Annotated in this window: 14 protein-coding genes; 8 read left to right on the top strand and 6 right to left on the bottom strand. The window is 65.8% G+C overall.

Annotation, left to right across the window (positions count from 1 at the left end; translation table 11 throughout):
• The gene (locus AC0IYS_RS28800; RefSeq protein WP_471708405.1) at nucleotides 1-711 is read right to left on the bottom strand and encodes a sigma-70 family RNA polymerase sigma factor; all 711 of its coding nucleotides are present in this window, start codon (nucleotides 709-711) and stop codon (nucleotides 1-3) included.
• A 160-nt stretch (nucleotides 712-871) separates the two neighbouring features.
• Between AC0IYS_RS28800 and clpP the strand changes: the two genes are divergently transcribed.
• The 5 genes from clpP (at nucleotide 872) to AC0IYS_RS28775 (ending at nucleotide 6,767) form a co-directional block, all read left to right on the top strand.
• Nucleotides 872-1,486, top strand: coding sequence for an ATP-dependent Clp endopeptidase proteolytic subunit ClpP (gene clpP, locus AC0IYS_RS28795; protein WP_471708404.1), 615 nt, complete (start codon nucleotides 872-874; stop codon nucleotides 1,484-1,486).
• 133 nt (nucleotides 1,487-1,619) lie between these two features.
• Nucleotides 1,620-2,291, top strand: a complete 672-nt coding sequence (locus AC0IYS_RS28790) for an ABC transporter ATP-binding protein (RefSeq protein ID WP_471708403.1) — start codon at nucleotides 1,620-1,622, stop codon at nucleotides 2,289-2,291.
• Nucleotides 2,288-4,306, top strand: coding sequence for an HlyD family secretion protein (locus AC0IYS_RS28785; RefSeq protein ID WP_471708402.1), 2,019 nt, complete (start codon nucleotides 2,288-2,290; stop codon nucleotides 4,304-4,306). Before AC0IYS_RS28790 ends, AC0IYS_RS28785 begins: the two co-directional genes overlap by 4 nt.
• Nucleotides 4,303-5,535, top strand: a complete 1,233-nt coding sequence (locus AC0IYS_RS28780; protein ID WP_471708401.1) for an efflux RND transporter periplasmic adaptor subunit — start codon at nucleotides 4,303-4,305, stop codon at nucleotides 5,533-5,535. Before AC0IYS_RS28785 ends, AC0IYS_RS28780 begins: the two co-directional genes overlap by 4 nt.
• Nucleotides 5,532-6,767: an ABC transporter permease gene (locus AC0IYS_RS28775; protein ID WP_471708400.1), complete on the top strand. Its 1,236-nt coding sequence runs from the start codon at nucleotides 5,532-5,534 to the stop codon at nucleotides 6,765-6,767. Before AC0IYS_RS28780 ends, AC0IYS_RS28775 begins: the two co-directional genes overlap by 4 nt.
• A 219-nt stretch (nucleotides 6,768-6,986) precedes the next feature.
• Here AC0IYS_RS28775 and AC0IYS_RS28770 read toward each other — a convergent pair whose 3' ends face one another.
• The 3 genes from AC0IYS_RS28770 to AC0IYS_RS28760 all read right to left on the bottom strand — a co-directional run bounded on the left by AC0IYS_RS28770 (nucleotide 6,987) and on the right by AC0IYS_RS28760 (nucleotide 9,559).
• Nucleotides 6,987-7,553 carry a DUF308 domain-containing protein gene (locus tag AC0IYS_RS28770; protein ID WP_471708399.1) on the bottom strand — a complete coding sequence of 189 codons (567 nt, stop codon included), beginning with the start codon at nucleotides 7,551-7,553 and terminating at the stop codon, nucleotides 6,987-6,989.
• A gap of 94 nt (nucleotides 7,554-7,647) precedes the next feature.
• Entirely contained in the window at nucleotides 7,648-8,232 is a 585-nt protein-coding gene (locus AC0IYS_RS28765; RefSeq protein WP_471708398.1) for a TetR/AcrR family transcriptional regulator, read from the bottom strand.
• A 40-nt stretch (nucleotides 8,233-8,272) separates the two neighbouring features.
• Nucleotides 8,273-9,559, bottom strand: a complete 1,287-nt coding sequence (locus tag AC0IYS_RS28760; protein ID WP_471708397.1) for a cytochrome-c peroxidase — start codon at nucleotides 9,557-9,559, stop codon at nucleotides 8,273-8,275.
• Nucleotides 9,560-9,705: 146 nt separating this feature from the next.
• On the opposite strand from AC0IYS_RS28760, the gene acpA reads away from it, so the two are divergent.
• Complete coding sequence (gene acpA, locus AC0IYS_RS28755) at nucleotides 9,706-11,847, top strand: acid phosphatase (RefSeq protein WP_471708396.1); 2,142 nt, start codon at nucleotides 9,706-9,708, stop codon at nucleotides 11,845-11,847.
• A 78-nt stretch (nucleotides 11,848-11,925) separates the two neighbouring features.
• Here acpA and hemB read toward each other — a convergent pair whose 3' ends face one another.
• Nucleotides 11,926-12,942: a porphobilinogen synthase gene (hemB, locus tag AC0IYS_RS28750; protein WP_471708395.1), complete on the bottom strand. Its 1,017-nt coding sequence runs from the start codon at nucleotides 12,940-12,942 to the stop codon at nucleotides 11,926-11,928.
• A gap of 23 nt (nucleotides 12,943-12,965) precedes the next feature.
• A complete protein-coding gene (gene yihA, locus AC0IYS_RS28745) occupies nucleotides 12,966-13,697 on the bottom strand; it encodes a ribosome biogenesis GTP-binding protein YihA/YsxC (protein ID WP_471708394.1) in 732 nt (243 codons plus the stop codon).
• A gap of 148 nt (nucleotides 13,698-13,845) precedes the next feature.
• Between yihA and AC0IYS_RS28740 the strand changes: the two genes are divergently transcribed.
• Entirely contained in the window at nucleotides 13,846-14,520 is a 675-nt protein-coding gene (locus AC0IYS_RS28740) for a c-type cytochrome (protein WP_471708393.1), read from the top strand.
• Between the two features lie 133 nt (nucleotides 14,521-14,653).
• Nucleotides 14,654-16,741, top strand: a complete 2,088-nt coding sequence (locus tag AC0IYS_RS28735; RefSeq protein WP_471708392.1) for a cytochrome c biogenesis protein ResB — start codon at nucleotides 14,654-14,656, stop codon at nucleotides 16,739-16,741.
• The last annotated feature ends 12 nt before the right edge of the window (nucleotides 16,742-16,753 follow it).

Raw genomic sequence — 16,753 nt, 5'->3', positions numbered from 1 at the left:
TTAAGCGGCCAGGGCGGGGCGGCACGGGTGGCACGGGTGGTAGAGGGCGTCGTTGGCGCTGGCGCCGGCGCGCAGCCGCGGCAATGGCGAGGCGATCACCGACACCGGCTGCTCGTCACCGAGCAGTGTCACCATCGCCGGCACGTCGCGGCCGTTGATCGCCGCCTGGAAGCGGCGTATCAACTCGCGGCACAGCTTGTCGCTGGCGGGCGCTTCCGTGCGCTCCTCCCGTAAGCGCCGCCTTGCGCGCGCCAGGTATTGGCGCGCGTTCACCGTCGTCGTGCCGAGTGCCGCCGCGATGTCCGCGTGTTCGCATTCCAATACTTCATGCAGCACCAGCGCCAGGCGTTCGGATGGCGACAGGCGCGACAGCAACCGGGCCAGCGCCTCGCCCAGCTCGGCGCGCCGCAGCAAGCCATCCTCAGGCGTCGCCGACGGCACCCCGGGCGCCAGCTCCATCGCGTGGCGCGCCGCCGCCATGTCCCGCGCGCGTTTGCGCAGGCGGTCGATCGACTGATGTTGCACGACGGTGGTCAGCCATGCGGCCGGCGTCGCCAGCGCCGCCTGTTCGACGCTTTGCCACTTGAGAAAACAATCCTGCACGACGTCCTCGGCTTCCGCTTCGCTACCGACGATGCGGCGGCTGATCGCTTGCAGGCGCGGGCGCAGCGTTTCGAATATCGCGCCGTCGGTATCGGTGGTCGGTGGCATGGGAAATCTCCTGTGATGGGGCCGGTGCCACATGACGTCCGGCGCGCTTCGGATGTGACACGCCAACTATATATTTTTTTGCCGTCACACGGCGCGGGGGCGCGGGCGTCAAGCGGGCAGTAATCAACCTGGTGATTACTTCAAACGCGAAAGGACGATCATGACTGCGAATTTCCCCCTTGGACTGGGCCTGGTGCCCACCGTCGTCGAACAAACGGGACGCGGCGAGCGCGCCTTCGACATCTACTCGCGCCTGCTAAAGGAGCGCTTGATCTTCCTGGTCGGCGAGGTGACCGAGCAATCGGCCAACCTGATCGTTGCGCAGTTGCTGTTCCTGGAGTCGGAGGATCCCAACAAGGATATTTCGCTGTACATCAATTCGCCCGGCGGCTCGGTGTACGCCGGCCTGGCCGTCTACGACACCATGCAGTTCATCAAGCCGGACGTGTCCACCTTGTGCACCGGCTTTGCCGCCAGCATGGGCTCCTTCCTGCTGGCGGCGGGCGCGCCCGGCAAGCGCTACGCATTGCCCAACGCCCGCATCATGATCCACCAGCCGCATGGCGGATCGCAGGGCGTGGCATCCGACATCGAGATCCAGGCGCGCGAGGTGCTGTACCTGCGCCACCGCCTCAACGCCATCTATGCCGAACGCACCGGACAGACGCTGGAGCGGATCGAGAAGGATTCGGACCGCGACCACTTCATGTCGGCCGCGCAGGGTGCGGAATACGGCCTGATCGACAAGGTGCTGGCGACGCGCGACGCCGATTGAAGCGGTGGTGCAGGGCAAATTTCCGGCTAGACGGCCGGGCCCGTGTAGAAATGGTGGACCTGACCCCGGAGCTTACAAAATATGACAAGTTAAGGAATTGACAAAATATCGCGGTCCCGGGATACTTCCCGGCATGATCGAGCTTAGCAATATTCGCAAGACCTACCGCCAGGGCGGTAACGAGATCCACGCGCTGGACGGCATCGACTTGCGGGTGGCGCCCGGCGAGTTCGTCGCCATCATGGGGCCGTCCGGTTCCGGCAAGTCGACCTTGCTCAACGTGCTCGGCGCGCTCGACCGCCCGGACGCCGGCCGCTATCGCCTGGCGCAGGACGAGATCAGCGCCCTCGACGACGACGCCGCCTCCGACGTGCGCAACCGCCGCATCGGCTTCGTGTTCCAGTCCTTCCATTTGCTGCCGCGCTTGACCGTGCTTGAAAACGTGCTGCTGCCGCAGCGCTATGCCCGCCACGCCGACACCGGCGCCGCCGAGCGCGCCGTGGCGCTGCTCGAACGCATCGGCCTGGGCCAGCGCATCGGCCACTTGCCCGGCCAGCTGTCCGGCGGCCAGTTGCAGCGCGCCGCCATCGCCCGCGCCCTGTTGAACCAGCCGGCCCTGCTGCTGGCCGACGAGCCGACCGGCAACCTCGATTCGCGCAGCGCGGCCGACGTGCTCGAGCTGCTGCGCGAACTGCACGCCGGCGGCCAGACGCTGGTGCTGGTCACCCACGATCCGGCCATCGCCGCCGGCGCGCAGCGTACCATCCATTTGCGCGACGGCCGCATCGCCGAAGGCGGGGCGTGAGGCGCGCCACCCTGGCGCTGTCGGCCGTCGCGTTGCTGGCGCTGGTCGTAGCGGCCGCGCTCGGTCTCGATGCCGGCCCGGCCGGGGCCGGGCCTGCGGTCGCTTCAGCGCCCGCCACGGGCAAGGCCGACACCGTCATCAAGGCCGACGCCGCCGCCACCAACGCTCTGCGGCGCCGCCCCGTTCTGCTCACCGGCGAAGTGGAGGCGCTGGACTCGCAAACCATCACCGTGCCGCCGTCGCACTCGGCGCCACTGACCCTGCGCAATTTCGTTGCCGAGGGCACCCACGTCAAAGCCGGCGACGTGGTGCTGCGCATCGAGACCGGCGGCGCCGCCAACATCGACCGGCTCGAAACCGAGCTGGAGCAGGCACGCGCGCGCGCCGAAAAGGAAACCGCCACCCTGGAAGTGGCCGCCGTCGAGGCCGAGAAGGCGCTGGTCACCGCGCAGGCCGCGCTGGCCAAGGCCAAGGTCGAGGCGGCGCTGCCGAAGACGCAGATTTCGGTGCTGGACTACGACCGCCACCAGGCCGCGTTCGGAAACGCCACACGCGACCTGGCGATCAAGCGCGACGCCGACGCCAGCGCGCGCGAGGCGGTCGGCCGGCGCCGCGAAGACGGCCAGCTGGAAGTCAAGAAGCTGCAGATCAACCTGGCGTTCCAGATCGCCCAGCTGGCGCAATCGGAAGTGCGCGCCGCGCGCGACGGCGTGGTCGTGCACGGCTATAGCCCGTGGATGGGACAGCGCTTCGAAGAGGGGTCGTCGGCCTGGCCGGGCAACGCCGCCGGCGTGGTGCTGGGCAACGGCGAGATGGCCGTCACCGCCTGGGCGCTGGAGGCCGACCGGCCCTACCTGTCCGAGGGACAATCGGTGAGCCTGCGCTTCGATGCCTTGCCGGCCACTGCGACCGCCGCCGTCACCGGCAAGATCAAGTCCATCACCAGCGCGCCGGAAGCGCGCGCGAGCTGGGGCTTGGGGCGCTACTTCCGCATCAAGATCGCGCTGCCGGCCGGACACGGGCTGCCACTGGTGGCGGGCATGAGCGCCTTGATCGAACCGCTCGCGGCCAAAGCGCCACCGCCGGCGCCGGCGCCGGGGGACGAGGCGCTCACGGTCGAGGGCGAAATCGCCTCGCGTGGCGCGCTGCCGGTAACGCCGCCGAACATTCCCAACGTGTGGGAGTATAAGCTGGCGCAGATCGCGCCCGAAGGTTCCATGGTCGAGGCCGGGCAGCAGATCGCGCAGTTCGAATCGAACGACGTCACCACCCGGCTGAGCACGCAACAGGGCGCGCTCAATGAAAAGCTGCGCGCGCTCGATAAGCTCAAGCTCGACCAGACCGAGGCCGACCGCGCGGGCGAGCTGGCCGTGGCCGAGGCCCAAAGCAATGCCGACAAGGCAGACCGCAAGGCCACCATGCCGAAGGAACTGATACGGCGCGTCGACTACGACAAGCTGGTGATCGAGCGGGTCGAGAAAAACCAGCTGGCCAAGCTGGCGCTGGTCCAGCATCAGGCGCAAATGCGCGCCCGCCACGCCGAGCGCGCCGGCCTGCAGGCCGAGATCGCGCAGCAGCAGACCCAGATCGCAGCGATGGTCAAAGGCCAGGCGGGCCTGAAGGTGGTGGCGCCGCGCAGGGGGCTGGTGGTCTACCGTGTCGGCTTCGACGGCCAGAAATTCAGCGCCGGCAGCCAGGTGTGGGTGGGGCTGACGGTGGCCACGCTGGCCGACCCCGAACAGTTGTACATCGCCGCCAACGTGCCCGAGGCGCTGTCGTCGCGGGTCCGCGTGGGACAGGCGGCGCGCGTGACGGTACCGGGCAGCAACCAGACCTTGAACGCGCATGTGGTCGGGCTGGGCCGCGCCTTCCACGGCAAGTCGACCGCCCAGCCGAGCATCGTGCGCGATGTCGAGTTGCAGTTCGACGGCGGCACCAGCGGACTTAAACCGGGCGCGGCGGTGCAGGCGGTGCTGGTCGCCGACGCGGCCCGTCCAGCGGAGAACAAACGATGAGGCGCGACGCACGCACGCCGCAGGCAATCACCCTGGCGGTGGCCTTCTCGATGAGCGTCTTCCTGGCCGCCTGCGGTGGCGACACGACGTCATCCGGCGCCGCCGCCGAGACGCTGGCACCACGTCCATGGCTGGAGACATTGGCCGTCGATGGCGAGATCAAGGCCGCCGCCAGCACGCCGCTCAACGTACCCGGCAACAACTGGAGCCGGCGCGTGCTCATCGACATGGTGGCCGACGGCAGCAGCGTGGAAAAAGGCCAGGTTGTGGCGCGCTTCGACTCGCCGCAATCGCGCATGGAATTGTCGCAGGCCGAGCTGGAACTGCTGCGCAAGACCCTGGCCGAACAAACCAGCGCGAGCGCCGCCAGCGTGGAGCGCGACAAGCTGGCCGGCGACCGCGCCAAGGTCGAGGACGATCTGGGCCTGAGCCGGCGCTACGCCAGTGTCGACCTGAGCATCTTTCCCCGCAACGACATTCTGGACGCGCTGGCCGATGTCGGCTTCCTGACCACCAAGCGCACCTATCTCGAATGGAAGGGCGGGCAGGCGCAGGCGCGCACGGCCGCGCAGGACGCGGTGCTGCACTCGCAGCGCGACAGCGTGGTGCGGACCGCCGCGCAACAGCGCGACAGCCTGGCCGCGCTGGAACTGGTGGCGCCGCACGACGGCGTGTTCCTGCTGACGGCCAAGTGGGACGGCACGAAGGCGGAGATCGGCTCGACCCAGGTGGCGAACCAGGAGTTCGGCTCGCTGCCCGACCTGAACCAGCTGGTGGCCCATTTCAGCGTGGCCGAGGGGCAGGTCTTCGGCCTGAAGACCGGGCTGCCGGTGCGGGTGCGCCTGGCCGGTACCGGCACCGAGCTCACGCTCAAGGTGACGCGCGTCGGCAGCAACGCCAGCACCACCTCGCAGGAGTCGCCGGTCAAGTACAGCGACTTCGACGCGGCGATCGACACCGCCACCGCGCGCAAGCTCGGCCTCAAGCCGGGCCAGGCCTTGCGCGGCACGGTGGAATTGGTCGCCCAGCCGGCGGCGCTGACGGTGCCCAACATCGCACTGGTGCAGGAAGGCGCCGGCTACGTCGTCTATACCGAAGAGGACGGCAAGCAGGTCCGGCGCAAGGTCGAACTGGGACAACGCGGCCCGGTGCGCAGCGAACTGAAAAGCGGTGTCGCAGCCGGCGCGCGCATCGTGCTGCTGCCGCCGGCGCCGACGGAGAAATCATGAACCTGGCATTGATACGTGAAGCGGTCACCGAGCTGCAGCGCCGCAAGCTGCGTACCGGGCTGACTTTGCTGGGCATGGTGTTCGGCGTGGCCGCCATCGTCGCCATGCTGGCCGTGGGCGAGGGCAGCAAGCGCGAGGCGCTGCGCCTGGTGGCCGAGCTGGGGCTGGACAACGTGCTCATCGAAAGTAAAGCCATCGATCCGGAGCAGCTCAAGGATACCCGCACCCGCTCGCTGGGACTGTCGGCCGCCGACGGCGCGGCGGCCTTGTCGGTCGTGCCGGGTGCGGTGTCGGTGTCGATGAAAAAGGAAATCAAGGTCGACCAGCTGGTGCTGGGCCAGCGCGTGGTGCCGGCGCGCGCCTACGCCGTCTCGCCGGCCTACGCCGAGCATGGCGGCCTGCGCCTGGCCACCGGCCGTTGGCTGACGCCGGCCGACGGCGCCACGTTGGCGCCGGTGTGCGTGCTCGGCGCCCGTCTGGCGCGCACCTTGTTCGGCAATGAATCGGCGCTGGGCCGCCACCTCAAGCTCAACCACGTGTGGCTGGAGGTGGTGGGCGTGCTGGAGGACCGCGCGCAAAGCAAGTCCGACTTCGAAGGCGTCAAGCTGGGGCTCGACGACGAGCGCCTGTTCGTGGCCTGGGAGACGGGCAGGGCGCGCTTCAACTTCAAGCGCATCGAGGACGAGGTCGACGGCATCAGCGTGCGGCTCGACGGCAAGGTCGCGCCGGACCAGGCCGCGCGTGTGTTGCAGGCGCTGATCGTTCGCCGACACGGCGGCGCCGACGACACCAACCTGATCGTGCCGATGGGCTTGTATCGCCAGAATCAGCAAACGCAGCGGATCTTCGCCATCGTCATGAGTTCGATCGCGGCGGTATCGTTGCTGGTCGGCGGCATCGGCATCATGAACATCATGCTGGCCAACGTGCTGGAGCGCCGCCGCGAGGTGGGCCTGAAGCGGGCGCTGGGTGCGCGCCGGCGCGACGTGGTCGAGCAGTTCCTGGCCGAGGCCCTGGTGATCGCCGTCAGCGGCGCATTGCTGGGCGTGGTGCTGGGCGCGGTGGCGGCCTACAGCATCGCCGCCCTGGCTGGCTGGTCGGTGGCATGGTCGCCGTTCAGCCTGATCGCGGCCGTGCTGCTGTGCGTGGCGGTGGGACTGGCGTTCGGCGTGTTCCCCGCGCGCCAGGCGGCAGCGCTGGACCCGATCGCCGCGCTGCGCAGCGATGGATAAAGCACCGGGGTCAGGTCCGACATTCGGACATTTTTAAAGCACCGGGGTCAGGTCCGACATTCGGACATTTTTGAACTTTACTTCCGTCCGAAAGTTCCAAATTTTCGTCTTTTGTCCGAATGTCGGACCTGACCCCCGGCTGTTATGTTTGTCCGAATGTCGGACCTGACCCCCGGCTGTTATGACCCCCGGCTGTTGTGCAGCCTGCGTGTTACAACGTCATCCGCGCTGGCGGCGCCGCGCGGCAACGCTGAGCGACAGCGCCGAGACCAGGAAATAGAACGCGCCGAAACCCGCGTAGCCGGCGACGGTGGCGATCGATGGCTCCGCCGGCAGTTGCGCCTGCGAGATAAAGAACGCGCCGGCAAGCGCCGATTGCGCGCCGCTCAGTATCATCGCCCATTGCGCGCCGTGGGTTTTCCAACGCCGCAGCGCGGTGCCGAGCTGGAGCAATCCTGACCCGATGGCCCAAGCGCCGAACACAACCAATACCCGGTGCATGTCGGGCAGGCTGACCGCGATCGCCAAAGCGACGGCAAGGCTGACGAGGACGTTGATCATCTGGGTGCGGTTGCGTGCCAGCCCGCCGCTGCGCTTGCTGTCGATGAAGTTGGCCAAGGCGTCCCAGGCCGGGTAGCCGATCAGCAGCAGCGCGCTGGCGGCGGCCGAACTTTTGCCGATCGTTATCGCCGCGATCAGCCATAGCGCCGAAAAAACCGCGCGGACATAGTAATAGCGTTGAAGCCAGTTTTCCTGCTCGACTGCGGTGGTGATTTGTTGGGACATATATTTTCCAGTTAAATGCTACCTACTAGTTGGTAGGTTTGGTGGTTAAAAAAAACTGATCCCGAAGCGCAAGCCGGCTGGGGATCGAATGGCGCTACGGTCGTGATAAATACCTGTCCAACTGGGCGCTGGCGATGGTGCCGAACATCACGCCGTTGCCATACGCGCGCGCCGACAGCATCGCGCCGTGCACCGTGGCCATGAAGATCTCCGCCTCGACCTGCGGTGTGTAGGCCGAGTGAAGCGTCCCTTGCCGCATTCCCTGGTCGAGCACCGAGGCCAGCCAATCCGACAGGAACCGGAAGTAGGCACGCACTTCGATCGCCACCTCTTCCGGCAAGATTGGCAACTCCCCGGCCAGCAGGGCGCAGACGCAAAACGGTGCGCTCAGATCCTCGATGCATTTCGACCAGTGCTGGATGTATGCGCGCAGCTGCTCCACCGGATCGGCAATGGCTTGCTGCAAATGGCCCAATCCTTCCTCGGTGGCGCTGCGGTGTTGCACCACCAGCGCCTTGACCAGATCCACTTTGTTGGGAAAATGATGGTGGATGCTGGCCTTGCGGATACCGACCACTTCGGCGATATCGGCGTAGCTGAAGCCGTTATAGCCGCCCGCGACGATCAAGCCCCGTGCGCAGGCGACGATCTGTTCAGCCGTGTTGGATAATTTACTCATGTGACGGATACTACCTTCCAGTAGGTAGGCTGGTCAAGAACTATTTGACGGCGGAGCGGACCGATGCCGATGCGCCTTGGCGGTAGCCGTCGGTTAAGGTGTTGAGGAAGGCCACCAGGTCGGCGATGTCGCGCTCGCTCAGCGCCGATGGGCCGCCGGGGCGTCCCCCAAACGGCGCATCCATGTTGACGTTGGCTTCCAGCCCGGCCGGCTGGTCGTCGAACTTGCGGTCCCGGTACCACTTCATCGGTGTCGTGTCGCGCGTGGCGTAGAAGCGCACCACGTCCTCCAGCCGGCTGAAGCTGCCGTTGTGGAAGTAGGCCTTGCGCAGCGCGACGTTGCGCAGCGACGGCGTCTTGAAGCGTCCGCAATATTCCTTGTGGTCCTTGAGATCGGTGCGGTCCGGGCCGCACAGGCCGAGGTCATAGTAGCGCGGATCGGCGTTGACCAGCAGCTTGCGGTTGCGCGGCACGCCGATGTTGATCAGGCCGTAGTCGGTGAATTGCGGGAACACGCCGCCCGGCGAGATGCGGCTGATGTGGCAGGACGCGCAGTTGCCCTTCGTTTCATCGTTGAACACTTGTAGCCCGCGCCGCTCCGGCGCCGACAGCGTGGCTTGCTTGCGCAGGAACGCGTCGTACTTGCTGGTGTAAGGGTAGAAATCGGCCGGACTTTCCTGGAACACTTCCAGCGCCATCAGCGCGCCCCGCAAGGCCGCGTTGGGCCGCGAGAAGATGTCGGCGCCGTACACCGCCTTGAACTTCGCCGCCAGCGGACTAGCCTGCAAGCGCGCCAGCACTGCCGCCTCGTCCTTGTTGCCCATCTCGCGCGCCGATAGGAGCGGCCCCAGCGCCTGCTCGTGCGCCGACCGCGCGCGGCCGTCCCAGTCGTGGCCGCCGGTGGGGCCGGCGTCGGTGCTGTCGTCGCCGTCGTCGTCGTGGTAATGCTCGCTGAAGGCGGGCGCGTTCTGGATGTAACGCAGCGAAGGCGTCGCGCGCGCGCCCTCGGTCTTGCCGTCGGCGCCGCCCAGCTGCGCCGCCAGTGTGTTGTTGGGGCTGTAGGCGTTGTCGGGACTGTGGCAGCTGGCGCAGGCCAGCTTGCCCGACGCCGACAGGCTGGCGTCGTTGAACATGGCGCGTCCGAGTTCGGTCAACTCCGGCACCGTCGGCCGCCTTCCGGCCGGCGGCGCATAGGCGGCGCGCGCGGTATCGGCGGCTGCCACGGCAGCCATGGCAGGAGCGGCGGCGGGAGTGGCGGGTGCGGTTGGTGTCCCGCGTTGGCAGGCGCCCAGCAGTGCGGCCAGCAAAATTGCATAAATAATTTTCATGCGCACAGCCTACCAATATGACATGACGACTACATGACTGTTAGAAAACGATACAAAACGATACGTTTCCGGCCCTTCCATTTCATCGTCCTGACATATTCGCCGCCTAGCATGAGCCGCTTTCATCCCACCCACAAGGCAAGAACATGACATCCAAATTGAAAACGGTCCTGCGCCCGCTGCCGTTGCTGCTGTTGGCGGCCGGTGCCGGCGCCGGCCTGATCGCCTGCGGCAGTTCCTCCGACGGCGACGTGCCGACCCTGTCCGGCCAGGTGGTTGGCAGCTATTACGAAAACGCCTCGGTCTGCCTGGAAAGCACCAGCGCCAAACTGACCTGCGACAGCAATTCCGGCAGCGTGCGCACCGGCGCCGATGGCAGCTTCAAGGTGACCGGCACCAGCAGCGGCCCGTTGCTCGTCACCGTCGGCACCGACGCCATCCGCCACGACGCGCCGGGCGACGCCGGCACCAAGGTCACGCAGAAGCTGGTGTTTCGCGCGCCGAACGGCCACACCGGCATCATCGATGCCATCAGCACCGAGCTGAGCGCCATCATGGACGCCAACGGCGGCGACTTCGCCAAGGCCAGTGCCCAGCTGGCTGCGCGCATCGGCGTGGCCGAAAACAATCTGCTGGCCGACGTCAACAAGGTCTCCGGCGACGACCAAGCCAAGCTGAAGGCCGAAAACGACAACTTCACCGCCGTCATCGCCGCCGCCGGCACCCAGAGCGCCAGCGCCGACGTGGCCAGCGCCATCAGCGCCGGCGCCGCGCTGGGCAATATCAAGAATATCGTCGTCATCTACGCGGAGAACCGCGGCTTCGACAATCTGTACGGCCTGTTCCCGGGCGCGAACGGCGTACCCGGTGTCAACCCGACTTCGACCGGCGGCTACGTGGCGCAGAAGGATGTCGACAACAGCACCTTGCCGGTGCTGCCGCCGACCTGGGGCGGCATGACCGCCGCCGGCCAGAGCCTTGTGATCACGCAGGCGCAGTCGGCCAACTTGCCGAACAAGCCGTTCCAGATCGACGACGTCAACAGCCCGATTGCGATACCGCAGTCGGTCATCACGCGCGACCTGGTGCACCGCTACTACAACAACCAGATGCAGATCAACGGCGGCGCCAACGACAAGTTCGCCCTGTATTCGGACGCCGGCGGCCTGACCATGGGCTACTACGACGGCAGCAAGATGAAGATGTGGGACATCGCCAAGCAGTATGCGCTGGCCGACAACCTGTTCATCGGCGCCTTCGGCGGCTCGTTCCTGACGCACCAGTACCTGATCTGCGCTTGCGCGCCGCAATACCCGAACGCCGACAAGTCGGTGGCGGCCGCGTCGATCTCGAAGATCGATGTCGATGCCAAGGGCAACTTCGTGCGCCTGACGCCGTCGGCCACCTCGCCCAGCAGCGTGCTGAACGGCGCGCAGACCTACGCCAACGACAGCACCTTGACCCCGGCCGACGCCAGCGGCATGTTCTACGCGGTCAACACCATGCAGCCGCCGTTCCAGCCGAGCAGCAACGCCCCGGCCGGCGCCGACGGCAGCCACCTGCACGCCGATCCGGCCAAGGCCAACACCTTGCCGCCGCAGACGCAGAAAAACATTGGCGACATGCTGACCAGTAAAAACATCGACTGGGCCTGGTACGCCGGCGCCTGGAACAGCACCACCGCCAACGCCACCTCGGCCACGCGCGGCTCGTTCGCCAATCCGCCCAACTTCCAGTTCCACCACCAGCCGTTCAACTACTACGCCGAGATGGACCCGGTGACCAACCCGGCCTACCGCGCGGCGCACCTGAAGGATTACGATACCCAGTTCGTGGCCGACGTCGCCGCCGGCACCTTGCCGCCGGTGGCCTTCTACAAGCCGCAGGGCAACCTGAATCAGCACGCCGGCTACGCGTCGGTGGCTGACGGCGACGCCCACATCGCCGATGTCATTGCCAAGCTCAAGCAAAGTCCGCAGTGGAAGAACATGCTGGTCATCGTCACGTACGACGAGAATGGCGGCTTCTACGACCACGCCGCGCCGCCGAAGGGCGACCGCTGGGGTCCGGGCACGCGCGTGCCGGCGATCATCGTGTCGCCGTTCGTGAAGAAGGGGTCGGTCGACCATACGCAGTACGACTCGGCGTCGATCCTGCGCGCCATCACCCACCGCTTCAACCTGCCGGTGCTCAACGGCTTGACGGTGCGCGACAAGGCGCTGGCCGACAACGGCGCCAAGCCGATGGGCGACTTCAGCGCGGCGCTGGCCTTGACGCCGCAGGAGTAAGCGGCGGGGAACTCTGCGCGTGAAAACAAAAATGGCCGGGTTCGCACCCGGCCATTTTTTTCGCCAACGTAGATCAGTTCACTTGCCTGCCTTGAGCAGGCGCGCCACGTCCAGGGCGAAATAGGTCAGCACGGCGTCGGCGCCGGCGCGCTTGAACGCCAGCATCGATTCCATCATCACCTTGTCGTGGTCGAGCCAGCCGTTTTGCGCGGCCGCCTTGATCATCGCGTATTCGCCGCTGACCTGATAGGCGAAGGTCGGCACCTTGAATTCATCTTTCACGCGGCGCACGATGTCCAGGTACGGCATGCCCGGCTTGACCATCACCATGTCGGCGCCCTCGGCCAGGTCCAGTCCCACTTCGCGCAGGGCCTCGTCGGAATTGGCCGGGTCCATCTGATAGGTGTTCTTGTCGCCCTTGCCCAGATTGGCGGCCGAGCCGACCGCGTCGCGGAACGGGCCGTAGAAGGCCGACGCGTACTTGGCCGAGTACGCCATGATGCGCGTGTGGATGTGGCCCTTTTCCTCCAGCGCGGCACGGATCGCGCCGATGCGCCCGTCCATCATGTCCGACGGCGCCACCACGTCGACGCCGGCGTCCGCGTGGCACAGCGCCTGGCGGATCAGCATGTCGGTGGTGATGTCGTTGATGACGTAGCCGTTGTCGTCGATCAGGCCGTCCTGGCCGTGGCTGGTGTACGGGTCGAGCGCGATGTCGGTCAGGATGCCCAGGTCCGGGAACGCCTGCTTGAGCGCCCGCACGGCGCGCGGCACCAGGCCTTCCGGATTGGCCGCTTCGACACCGTCCGGCGTCTTTTTCGAGACGTCGATCACCGGGAACAACGCCATCACAGGCACGCCCAGGCTCACGCATTCCTCGGCCACCTTCAGCAGCAGGTCGACCGAGACCCGCTCCACGCCCGGCATCGACAGCACCGGCTCGCGCTGGTGCGTGCCTTCGAGGATGAACACCGGATAGATCAGGTCCGACGCCGTGACCGCGTTCTCGCGCATCAGTGCGCGGGAGAACGGGTCGCGGCGCATGCGGCGCATGCGGATGCCGGGGAATTGGGCGGGGGCGTGGGGCGTGTGCATCGTGAAAACTTTCTAAAGCAGGATTATTTTTTGTCGTCCGGTTCGACGTCGTCTTCCATCTCGATCAGCTCGACCTGGGCCGCCGCTTCCTCGTCGGTGACGCCGGCCAGTTCCAGAATCTTGTCGTTGGCTTCGTCGATGCCGATACGCTTGAGCGCGGAGAACAGTTGCACCGTGAAAGGGAAGCCTTCGCCGTCCTCGTCGACATAGCTGTCGAGCTTGGCTTTGGCCTGGCGCAGCACGTTGACCGATTCGTTGCGGTTCAACTTGTCAACCTTGGTCAGAATGCAATGGATCGGCTTGCCGGTCGGGGCAAACCATTCGAGCATCTGGATGTCCAGGTCGGTGAACGGGCGGCGCGAGTCCATGATCAGGATTAGCGCGGCCAGCTGTTCGCGGCGCTGCACGTAGTCGCCCAGCAGGCGCTGCCAGTGCAGCTTGGCCGAGCCGGACACTTCCGCGTAGCCGTAGCCGGGCAAGTCGACCAGCAGGCATTCGATCTCCGCGACGATGGTCGGGTCCTTGCGGTGCTGCGCGACGTGCGCGCCGCCGATCGAAAAGTAGTTAATGTGCTGGGTGCGGCCAGGGGTCTTGGAGGCGAACGCAAGACCTTTCTGGTTGCACAGGATGTTGATGGCGGTCGATTTGCCGGCGTTGGAGCGACCTGCAAAGGCGATCTCAGGCACCGTGGTATCGGGCAGATCACGCAATTGGTTGACGGTCGTAAAGAAGCGGGCTTGCCAGAGTTTGGACATGGGATGGGGAAAAATGCAACAAAAGGGAGCAAATATGCTGGAAAGCTATTGTACAATGAGTGGTTACGAAGTGTTGCCATGCATATTTCGTGCTAGCGTGGGCGACAGTTTCAAAAAAATCTTTTTAGACTCGTCTCAGGGTGCTTGAATGAATCGTGTGTTTTCACCATTTGTAAAATCCTTGCTCATCGCTCTGCTGGCAGTCTCTGCCTCCGCCTCCGCCGAAGAGAAAAAGCCCGCGCCCGCCGCCCCCGTACCGAAAGTCGACGCGGCCAAAGGCGGCGCCCTGTACACCGACGGCGACAACGCGCGCGGCCTGCCGGCGTGCGTTTCCTGCCACGGCGCCAACGGCAACTCGACCATCGCCATCAATCCGAAACTGTCGGCCCAGCACGAGGGCTATATTTATAAGCAGCTGGTGAACTTTACGACGCCGGAGCGGAATCAACCGGTGATGACGACCTACGCCAAGATGCTGACGGACGAGGAAAAGCACAACGTCGCGGCCTGGCTGAGCACCCAGGCCGCCAAGCCGGGTGCGGCCAAGAACAAGGACACGATCGAACTGGGCAAGAAGATCTACCGTGGCGGCATCGCCGACAAGAACGTGCCGGCCTGTGCCAGCTGTCACGGCGCCAGCGGCGGCGGCATCCCGGTGCAATATCCGCGCATCGCCGGCCAGCACCAGGATTACACCGTCGCCCAGCTTGGCTTGTTCAAGACCGGCGGCCGCAAGAACAGCGCGCAGATGAGCACGATCGCGCAGCGCATGTCCGACGAGGAAATGAAAGCCGTCGCCGATTACGTCGCCGGCTTGAAGTAAGCGCGTGACCGCCGGCCCCGCGAGGGGAAGGCGCCGCGAACAGACCAAGGGCAGCAGCGCAAGCGGGCTGCCTTTTTTGTTGGTATCGGGTGATACACTTGTTAGCTGCATCTTTTATTGAAACGTCCCACGCATGAGTAGCCCCAGCACCACCGGTATCGAACTGAAGACACGCCGCCCCATCGTCGGCGAGATCGTTGAACTGATTTCCTCCATGCGCTTCGCCATCGCGTTGCTGGCGATGATCGCCATCGCCGCCGTCATCGGCACCGTGATGAAGCAGAACGAGGCGACCTCGAACTACATCAACCAGTTCGGACAGTTCTGGTATGAGGTGTTCGACAAGGCCGGCCTGTATTCCGTGTACTCGGCGTGGTGGTTCCTGCTGCTGATGGGGATGCTGGTGACGTCGACCTCGCTGTGCATCGCGCGCAATTCGCCGAAGATGATCAAGGACATGCGCAGCTGGCGCGAGAACGTGCGCGAGCAGTCGCTGCTGAACTTCCACCATAAGATGCAGTGGCGCGCGCCGCTGGCCCGCGCGGCGCTGGCGCAGCAGACCGCCGCCCGCCTGGCCGACGCCGGCTACAAGGTCAAGCTGGTCGAGAAGGACAACGGCACCTTGCTGGCGGCCAAGCAGGGCGCGGCCAACAAGTTCGGCTACATCTTCGCGCACTCGGCCATCGTCATCATCTGCGTCGGCGCGCTGTTCGATTCGGACATGCCGATCCGCTTCCAGGAATGGTTCCTCGGCAAGACGCCGTTCGCCGGCAGCGGTTTGATCTCGGCGGTGCCCCAGCAGCACCGTTTGAGCACGGCCAATCCCACCTTCCGCGGCAACACCCTGATCCCCGAGGGCGCCTCGAGCGACAGCGCGCTGCTGCAGCGCGCCGACGGCGTGCTGATCCAGGAACTGCCGGTGACGATCAAGCTGAAAAAATTCACCATCGATTTCTACAGCACCGGCATGCCCAAGCTGTTCGCCAGCGAGGTCGAGGTCAAGGACCACGCCAGCGGCGAGGTGGTCAAGGCCGTCATCGAAGTCAACAAGCCCTTGCTGTACAAAGGCCTGGCGATCTACCAGTCCAGCTTTGAGGATGGCGGCAGCAAGCTCAAACTGACGGGCTTCCCGATGACCGGCGGCGACACCACGCCGTTCGCCATCGCCGGCGAGGTCGGCGGCAACACGCCGCTGGGCAAGGAGTACTCGGTCGAGTGGTCGGGCTTCCGTCCATTCAACGTTGAGAACCTGGCCAGCCAGGACGCGCGCGCCGTCAAGCAGGGCAAGAGCTTGCAGGAGCAGTTCGCGCAGGGCCTCGACAAGCACACCGGCTCGGCCGGGCGCAACGCCAACAACAAGGATTTGAAGAACGTCGGCCCGAGCGTGCAATACAAGCTGCGCGACAAGACCGGCCAGGCGCGCGAATTCCAGAACTACATGCAGCCTGTCACGGTCGACGGCGCCACGGTGTTCCTGGCCGGCGTGCGCTCGAATCCGTCGGACCCTTTCAGCTTCCTGCGCATTCCGTCGGACGACGCCCATACCGTCAACGAGTGGATGCGCCTGCGCGCGGCGCTGACCGATCCGGCACTGCGCGACGCCGCCGCCAAACGCTACGCCGAGCGCGCCGCGCCAAAGGGGCCGAACGCGGAAACGCTGCGCGAGCAGATCGAGGCGTCGGCACAGAAGAGCCTGGCCTTGTTCGCCGGCGACAGCAAGGCCGCCGGTTTCCTGTCCATTTCGCAGTTCCTGGAAAAGGTGCCGGAAGCCGGCCGCGAGAAGACCGCCGAGGTGTTCATGAAGATCCTCAACGGCAGCCTGTGGGAGTTGTGGCAGGCCGCGCGCGCCAAGTCCGGCCTGCCGGAGGTGAGCGCCGACGAGAACCACGGCCGCTGGCTGCTGCTGGCCACCAATGCGCTGTCGGACGCCTTCTTCTACGGCGCGCCGGTGTATTTGCAGCTCGACGAGTTCGTCGAGGTCAAGGCGTCGGTGTTCCAGGTGACGCGCTCGCCGGGCAAGAACGTGGTCTACCTTGGCTGCGCGCTGCTGGTGCTGGGCGTGTTTTCGATGTTCTACATCCGCGAGCGCCGGCTGTGGGTGTGGATCAAGGACGGGGAAGACGGCGCGGAGGCCCTGATGGCCATGAGCACGCAGCGCAAGACGCTCGATTTCGAACGCGAATATGAAACTTTGAAAGAAAAGCTGCCACAATCGGCGTAGCGGCAAAATTGC

Source organism: Duganella sp. AC237, from assembly GCF_979254035.1.
The sequence above is the reverse complement of the archived record's forward strand: the minus strand, read 5'-3'. Positions and strand labels throughout refer to the sequence as shown.

Excerpts from the sequence above, each read along its gene's own strand:
- acpA (WP_471708396.1), top strand. The coding sequence starts at position 9,706 with ATGACATCCAAATTGAAAACGGTCCTGCGCCCGCTGCCGTTGCTGCTG.
- AC0IYS_RS28780 (WP_471708401.1), top strand. The coding sequence starts at position 4,303 with ATGAGGCGCGACGCACGCACGCCGCAGGCAATCACCCTGGCGGTGGCC.
- yihA (WP_471708394.1), bottom strand. The coding sequence starts at position 13,697 with ATGTCCAAACTCTGGCAAGCCCGCTTCTTTACGACCGTCAACCAATTG.
- AC0IYS_RS28790 (WP_471708403.1), top strand. The coding sequence starts at position 1,620 with ATGATCGAGCTTAGCAATATTCGCAAGACCTACCGCCAGGGCGGTAAC.
- AC0IYS_RS28775 (WP_471708400.1), top strand. The coding sequence starts at position 5,532 with ATGAACCTGGCATTGATACGTGAAGCGGTCACCGAGCTGCAGCGCCGC.
- AC0IYS_RS28770 (WP_471708399.1), bottom strand. The coding sequence starts at position 7,553 with ATGTCCCAACAAATCACCACCGCAGTCGAGCAGGAAAACTGGCTTCAA.
- hemB (WP_471708395.1), bottom strand. The coding sequence starts at position 12,942 with ATGCACACGCCCCACGCCCCCGCCCAATTCCCCGGCATCCGCATGCGC.
- AC0IYS_RS28765 (WP_471708398.1), bottom strand. The coding sequence starts at position 8,232 with ATGAGTAAATTATCCAACACGGCTGAACAGATCGTCGCCTGCGCACGG.
- AC0IYS_RS28740 (WP_471708393.1), top strand. The coding sequence starts at position 13,846 with ATGAATCGTGTGTTTTCACCATTTGTAAAATCCTTGCTCATCGCTCTG.
- AC0IYS_RS28735 (WP_471708392.1), top strand. The coding sequence starts at position 14,654 with ATGAGTAGCCCCAGCACCACCGGTATCGAACTGAAGACACGCCGCCCC.
- clpP (WP_471708404.1), top strand. The coding sequence starts at position 872 with ATGACTGCGAATTTCCCCCTTGGACTGGGCCTGGTGCCCACCGTCGTC.
- AC0IYS_RS28800 (WP_471708405.1), bottom strand. The coding sequence starts at position 711 with ATGCCACCGACCACCGATACCGACGGCGCGATATTCGAAACGCTGCGC.
- AC0IYS_RS28760 (WP_471708397.1), bottom strand. The coding sequence starts at position 9,559 with ATGAAAATTATTTATGCAATTTTGCTGGCCGCACTGCTGGGCGCCTGC.